Annotated in this window: 6 protein-coding genes; 5 read left to right on the top strand and 1 reads right to left on the bottom strand. The window is 33.0% G+C overall.

All coding sequences use genetic code 11. The features are described 5' to 3' along the window. Positions 1 to 178 precede the first annotated feature (178 nt). Positions 179 to 346: a hypothetical protein gene (locus DVW83_RS15715; RefSeq protein ID WP_238699429.1), complete on the bottom strand. Its 168-nt coding sequence runs from the start codon at positions 344 to 346 to the stop codon at positions 179 to 181. Between the two features lie 456 nt (positions 347 to 802). Between DVW83_RS15715 and DVW83_RS13820 the strand changes: the two genes are divergently transcribed. From DVW83_RS13820 to DVW83_RS13795, 5 genes are all read left to right on the top strand, one after another. Further along, a complete protein-coding gene (locus DVW83_RS13820) occupies positions 803 to 2,077 on the top strand; it encodes an MFS transporter (RefSeq protein ID WP_137239564.1) in 1,275 nt (424 codons plus the stop codon). A gap of 53 nt (positions 2,078 to 2,130) precedes the next feature. Further along, the gene (locus tag DVW83_RS13815) at positions 2,131 to 3,558 is read left to right on the top strand and encodes a glycoside hydrolase family 32 protein (RefSeq protein WP_002332665.1); all 1,428 of its coding nucleotides are present in this window, start codon (positions 2,131 to 2,133) and stop codon (positions 3,556 to 3,558) included. A 12-nt stretch (positions 3,559 to 3,570) separates the two neighbouring features. Continuing rightward, positions 3,571 to 4,443, top strand: a complete 873-nt coding sequence (locus DVW83_RS13810; protein ID WP_020944763.1) for an ROK family protein — start codon at positions 3,571 to 3,573, stop codon at positions 4,441 to 4,443. 94 nt (positions 4,444 to 4,537) lie between these two features. Beyond that, on the top strand, positions 4,538 to 5,533 hold the full coding sequence (locus DVW83_RS13805; protein WP_002332663.1) for a LacI family DNA-binding transcriptional regulator: 996 nt from the start codon (positions 4,538 to 4,540) through the stop codon (positions 5,531 to 5,533). Positions 5,534 to 6,046: 513 nt separating this feature from the next. Beyond that, on the top strand, positions 6,047 to 6,658 hold the full coding sequence (locus DVW83_RS13795) for a recombinase family protein (protein WP_137239562.1): 612 nt from the start codon (positions 6,047 to 6,049) through the stop codon (positions 6,656 to 6,658). Positions 6,659 to 6,839 lie beyond the last annotated feature (181 nt).

The raw sequence follows: 6,839 nt of genomic DNA, 5'->3' as shown, positions 1-6,839 counted from the left end.
TTGTGGTTAAAAACATTGTACCGTAAAAGGGCTGTTACATGGCCTTTTATCTTTTACACAATTATATGGACTTTATCTCTATGTCAAGCTGATTCTTCTTTCGGTAAATTAATTTTACTTAGAATATCACTATCTTGATAAAAAATGGTGTATTCACAAATTCTGGCATAAAAAATACCTACTTTCTAGTTAAGGTTCCTGAATAAGTCGCAATCCAATTATTTCCAGCTGATTTATAACTTTTTAAATATAATTTTCCATAATACCAATAACCATTACTTTTTTCTGTCCAATTCCGTGATTGAGAAGATCTAGAAGGCCAGCCAACTTTATCAAAAATCATCATTCCTGTCACTCGTATCGTTTTAGAAGCTGCTCGAGTAAGTAATGGAGAAACTGTTAAATAATTTTAAGTAACAGTTAAGTCGTTAGTTGGGTTATCAATGGCTATTCCGTCCTTATCTGAACCTCGAAACCCAATCATAGAAAAAGTTTTTTGAACAAGTTTTAACAGATAAATCAAGTTATATACTAGAAAATTCGTAAAATATATTTTTAATGTCATAATCGTTTGATTTTTCTGGATTGACATTTATTTATAAAAAATAGTGTCATTAAAAAAGAAAAGTGACACACCAATAAAAGTCATATCCTGTGACATTATATGGCATTATCCAAATAGAATAACCGGTTGACATGCAAGCGGATTCCTTTTATAATTTTAGGAGTATAAGTCCTTTTCTAAAAATATTAACCGGTTATCATGAAAGGGGATACAAATATATCGTTGGAGGATAAAAATATGTCAAAGGTTAACGTATTTAAAAATCAATCCTATTTACAAAGTTCAGCTACATTATTACTATTTTTTGCTTCTTGGGGTGTTTGGTGGTCATTTTTTCAACTTTGGCTAACATCTGAATCAAATGGTTTAGGGTTATCTGGCAGTGCTGTAGGAACAGTATTCTCGGCAAATTCGTTAGTTACCTTAATTTTGATGTTTATTTATGGAACATTACAAGATAAATTGTATATTAAACGAAATTTATTAATTTTTGCTTCTGTATTAGCGACACTTGTTGGACCATTTTTTATATGGATATACGGGCCATTGCTAGATAACAATTTTAATTTAGGCATTATTATGGGAGCACTATTTTTGTCAGCTGGATATTTAGCTTCTGTAGGAGTTTTTGAAGCTGTGTCAGAAAGGTTTAGTCGTTTATTTGGCTTTGAATATGGACAAGCAAGGGCGTGGGGATCATTTGGTTATGCCTTGGTAGCGCTTTTGGCAGGATTTTTATTTGTAAAAAATCCTCATTTAAACTTTTGGGCGGGATCTTTCTTTGGTTCTTTACTATTGTTAAATTTATTATTTTGGAACCCTAAAGTTGAACGGGAAGCAAATCAAAATTTTAATCAAGAACAAGCTGAATCAAATAGTATTCCTTCTTTAAAAGAAATGTTTGATCTAATGAAACTGCCTCAATTATGGACGATAATCATCTTTATTGTTTTTACATGGACATTTTATACGGTATTCGATCAACAAATGTTTCCGGGATTTTATACTGGTTTGTTTTCAACATCAGCTAATGGTGAAAAAATATATGGGACATTGAATGCTATTCAAGTATTTTGTGAAGCGTTAATGATGGGAATTGTTCCAATCATTATGAGAAAATTAGGGGTTCGAAATACTTTGTTATTAGGTGTAACTATTATGTGTGTACGAATTGGATTGTGCGGGTTTGCCTCGACACCATTATCTGTTTCATGCATAAAAATGTTGCATGCTTTAGAAGTACCATTATTTACATTACCAATGTTTCGCTATTTTACACTTCATTTTGATACAAAGCTATCAGCAACCCTCTATATGATAGGATTTCAGATAGCTGCTCAAATTGGGCAAGTGATTTTATCAACACCATTGGGAATATTAAGAGACAACATTGGCTATCAACCAACATTTAAAATTATTTCTCTTATTGTATTACTAGCAGGCATATATGCATTCTTTATTCTTAAACAAGATGATAGAGATGTTCAAGGGGATCCATTTATTCGAGGATAATGGAAACCAACAGAATAAAAAACAATTTTATCTAGAAAGTGAGCGAATATATTATGACAAAAAGAGCTATAGAATTAACAAATACACGTTATCGTTTGGGATATCATGTGTCTGCACCATCAGGATGGATTAATGATCCAAATGGATTTTGCTATTTTGATGGGTATTATCATGTGTTTTATCAACATCATCCATATAGTGCTGAATGGGGACCAATGCACTGGGCACATGCTAGAAGTAAGGATTTAGTTCATTGGGAATCTTTACCACTTGCTTTGACTCCTGGAGATCAAGAAGATGAAGGTGGTTGTTTTTCAGGAAGCGCTATTGAAAAAAATGGTGTGTTGTATCTGTTCTATACAGGACATCACTATTATGGAGACAATGATCCAGATCATTTTTGGCAAAATCAAAACATGGCGTATAGTACGGATGGCATTCACTTTACTAAATATGAAAAAAATCCTGTAATAGCAAAAGCACCAGAAGATAACACACATCATTTCAGAGATCCAAAAGTATGGAAACACGATGAAAAATATTACATGGTTTTGGGTAGTCAAGAAAAAGATGGATTAGGTCGTGCTATTGTTTATCAGTCGTTAGATTTATTAAATTGGGATTACATTGGACCAATTTCTAAAGCGAAGGAAGTACTTACAGAAGGATTTATGTGGGAATGCCCAGACTTTTTTGAATTAAATGGAAAATCTATTCTTTTATTATCCCCTCAGGGAATTGAAGCAAATGGAAAAGATTATTTAAATCTATATGAAACAGGCTACTTTATCGGTGATTATGATTATGAGACAGCAAAATTCATTAGAGGAAATTTTTATGAATTAGATAAGGGACACGATTTCTATGCAACACAAACAACTTTATCTCCAGATGGTAGACGTATTGTTATGGCTTGGATGGATATGTGGGAAAGCCCTATGCCTGAAAAAGTAGACGGATGGGCAGGAGCATTAACGCTTCCTCGAGAATTAGAGTTAATTGGAGATCATTTGTATATGAAACCTGTGAGAGAATTAGAACAACTTCGAGTTGGCAGCGGCGTTGAAACAAAAGTTAATTTGGCAGGAGAAATAATAATCGCTCAAGATGCTTCATTCAAAGAAGCTCTAATTGATGTACTATTGACTAAATCAAAAAATCAAGAAATCAAATTTTCATTAAAAACAAAAGATGAAGAGTTAATTAATATTTTTTATTCTAAGGATAAAAATGAATGTACCTTAACTCGTAACGGCAAAAATGATCCAAGGTATGGAACCATTCAGATGTGTGATAGATTATCACTTCGAGTGTTTATCGATAAAAGTTCGGCAGAGATTTTTATTAATGATGGCGAGCTTGTTTTTACAGAGCGTTATTATACAGAAAATCAACCAAGTATGCATTTGAGTGTTAGTGAAGAAGCTTTTGTCTCGAGTACAATTTATCATCTAAAAAAAGATGCAATTTCTTACGAGTAAGGAGGTTTTATGATGTTAATTGGTAGCATAGAAGCAGGTGGGACTAAATTTGTATGTGCCGTGGGAGACGAGGATTACCGAGTACAAGACCAAATAATTTGTCCAACGACCACCCCCAGGGAAACATTGAAAAAAACTGTTGACTATTTTAAACAGTTTGATATAAATGCATTAGGTATTGCATCATTTGGTCCAATAGAAATTCGAAAAAATTCACCAAAATCAGGATATATTACGTCTACACCAAAGGTGGGATGGCGAAATGTTAATGTGTTAGGTTATTTACAAGATGAGCTGAATGTTCCAATGTCTTGGACAACGGATGTGAACGGATCAGCTTATGGAGAGTACATCATGTCCACTTTATCGAATGAAAAAATAAATTCATTAGTTTATTACACCGTTGGTACTGGCGTTGGTGGTGGAGCTGTTGTTGACGGAAAACTATTAGGATCGTTTGGTCATTCAGAAATGGGCCATACGTTTGTAAAACGCCATCCTGATGATATTGATTTTAAAGGAATTTGTCCTTATCATGGTGATTGTTTAGAAGGCTTAGTTGCGGGACCAACGTTTGAAGCACGTTTTGGAAAAAAGGGTGAAGACGTTTCTTTAACGGATCCTATTTGGGATGTAATGGCCTATTATCTAGCACAAGCTGTGATTCAAACAACATTGATTATACGACCGGATAAAATAGTATTTGGTGGAAGCGTAGTAAATGAAAAATTGTTAGAAAAAATTCGTGTTAATGTTAATGAATTATTGGATGATTACGTGGAAATACCACCGTTAAGTAAATATATTACGCGTCCTTTAATTAAAAATAATGGATCGGCAACACTAGGAAACTTTGCTTTGGGCTTGAATCAATTACAAGAATAAAACATAGAAAAAATATCGATTATCAGGTATAGTAGTTCTATAGAGTTCTTTTTTTCGATAGTTAATTATTGCATTATTTAGGAGAGACAAGAGAATGCGCCCAAAATTAGAAGATGTTGCCAAAAGAGCAAATGTATCAAAAACAACTGTTTCACGTGTATTAAACAATCGTGGCTATTTAAGTCAAAAAACGATTGATAATGTTTATAAGGCTATAGAAGAACTCAATTATCAACCGAACGTTGTAGCGCGTCAATTATTTCAAAAGAAAACTAACATTGTCGGGTTACTATTTCCTACAGTAGCCAATCCTTTTTTTAGTGAACTCGTTGAGGCATTGGAAAAAAAGTTATATGAAATTGGTTATAAGGTATTAATAGGCAATTCGATGAATAATAAAGAAAAGGAAACAAATTATTTAAATCAGTTATTGTCTGATCAAGTAGATGGTTTAATTGTTGGTACACATAACCAAGGGATTCAGGAATATAAATATCAGAATTTACCGATTGTTGCAATTGATCGAGTGATGAATGAAGATATTCCAGTTGTTGAATCCGATAACTACAATGGTGGAAAACTTGCAACCAAGTTATTAATTGCACAAGGTGCAAAAAATATTATTCATACAAACGGTCCAATTGACTTACAGACTCCGGCTAATCGTCGGAGACTAGCCTATGAAGATACTATGAAAGCATATCAGTTAATTCCACGAACTGTGACATTAGATTTCAATATTTCTTATGTAAAGAAAAAACAGATTTTTTTCCAAATGTTTGAGGATTATCCTAAAATAGATGGTATTTTTGCTTCAAATGACATCGATGCGGCCCTAATATTACAAGTAGCAAAAGAAAAGGGGTTAAATGTACCAGCTGATTTATTAGTAGTCGGATATGATGGTACTTTAATGACTCGGAGTATATTACCAGATCTGACAACAGTAATACAACCAATTAATGATATAGCAGACACAGCTGTTGCTATTTTGATGAAACGAATAAATAAAGAAGAAACAAAAAAGGAATATATTTTACCTGTCACATTATGGATGGGGAAGACATCAGTAAAGAAAAAGGACAATTAAATTTATAAAGACTATCAATGATAATTTCATTATTAATTCGTGATATAAAAAGTTGTTAAATCTCTTATAATAGACTATGATACAAAATCATGCTTTTAATCTGTGTAGATGTTGCCAAATATTTGAAAGACATAGAACTTGTCAGAAAAACCTTAACAATTCCTCAATGGGCGGATAAGCTAGGCAAAAGGGCTGGCATAAACTTTTCAGTCCTTCTAACAGAATCAATTGCAGATAAAGCAGATAACATTCTTCTTTCTGGAAGAAATAATTAGAACTCAAAAGGGTCAGAAACTTAAAAGTTTTTGCCCTCTTTTTTATTCCTCATTTCATAGCTCTTTTAGTAGCTCAATTAATTAGGTCAGAAAGTTACTTTTTTAAAGGTCAACAGAGTATACCCTGTTGGACTTTTAGTGTGTTCATGATATACTTGGATTTCTAAGAGGTCAACAGAGTTGGGCAACAGGATTTTTAAAATAAAGTAATTTTTTTATTTTAGAGGAGAATTTTTCTATGGCAAAAATTGGATATGCTCGAGTAAGTAGCTTAGATCAAAATTTAGATCGACAATTAGAATTGTTATCAGAGTGTGATAAAATTTTTACTGATAAGGCAAGTGGAAAAGATACTAATCGTGATGGATTTCAAAAAATGATGAAATTTATTCGTGAAGGTGACATTGTCGTTGTAACAGAATTAAAACGTCTTGGACGAAATAATAAAGAGTTAACAGAAACGATGAATTTGATTCAGTTGAAGAAAGCTACACTGGAAGTTTTGAACTTACCAGCGTTAACAGGTATAACTGATGATAATTTGCGTCGCCTACTCAATAATCTAATTATCGAACTGTATAAGTACCAGGCGGAAGAAGAGCGCCGATATATTCGTGAAACGCAGCAACAGGGAATTGTGCTTGCTAAAGCAAAAGGAAAATACAAGGGTGGAAAACCAAAGTATCGAGAAGAAGATCCGCGACTTCAGTTAGCATTTAATTTATTTTTAGCTGGATCTACAGATAAAGAAGTTGAGCAGCAAACAGGAATTAATCGAAGGACGTTTAGAAGATATAGAATGAAGTATGGTATTACAAATGAAGTTAGGAAAGAGAGAAAAAAGGTTTAAAAAATAAATTTTTATAGAGATGTCAATTGGGATTAAGATAATGGTTCTGTTGCAAAGTTTTAAATAAAGAATAAAATCCCTTACGGCATCTATGATTTAAGCTGGGATTCCCAATAATACCTTGATTTCAGTACAGACCGAAAACCCGAAGAGAGTGCCTTCTTTTCGGGTTTTCTTATAT

It is taken from the genome of Enterococcus sp. VV15 (assembly GCF_005236045.1).
GTDB classification, from domain to species: Bacteria; Bacillota; Bacilli; order Lactobacillales; family Enterococcaceae; genus Enterococcus_B; species Enterococcus_B durans.
This window is presented reverse-complemented; position numbering and strand designations above follow the sequence as displayed.

What these genes read in the sequence shown, in the direction of transcription:
- DVW83_RS13815 (WP_002332665.1), top strand. Translation starts at nt 2,131, where the DNA reads ATGACAAAAAGAGCTATAGAATTAACAAATACACGTTATCGTTTGGGA.
- DVW83_RS15715 (WP_238699429.1), bottom strand. Translation starts at nt 346, where the DNA reads ATGATGATTTTTGATAAAGTTGGCTGGCCTTCTAGATCTTCTCAATCA.
- DVW83_RS13810 (WP_020944763.1), top strand. Translation starts at nt 3,571, where the DNA reads ATGTTAATTGGTAGCATAGAAGCAGGTGGGACTAAATTTGTATGTGCC.
- DVW83_RS13805 (WP_002332663.1), top strand. Translation starts at nt 4,538, where the DNA reads ATGCGCCCAAAATTAGAAGATGTTGCCAAAAGAGCAAATGTATCAAAA.
- DVW83_RS13820 (WP_137239564.1), top strand. Translation starts at nt 803, where the DNA reads ATGTCAAAGGTTAACGTATTTAAAAATCAATCCTATTTACAAAGTTCA.
- DVW83_RS13795 (WP_137239562.1), top strand. Translation starts at nt 6,047, where the DNA reads ATGGCAAAAATTGGATATGCTCGAGTAAGTAGCTTAGATCAAAATTTA.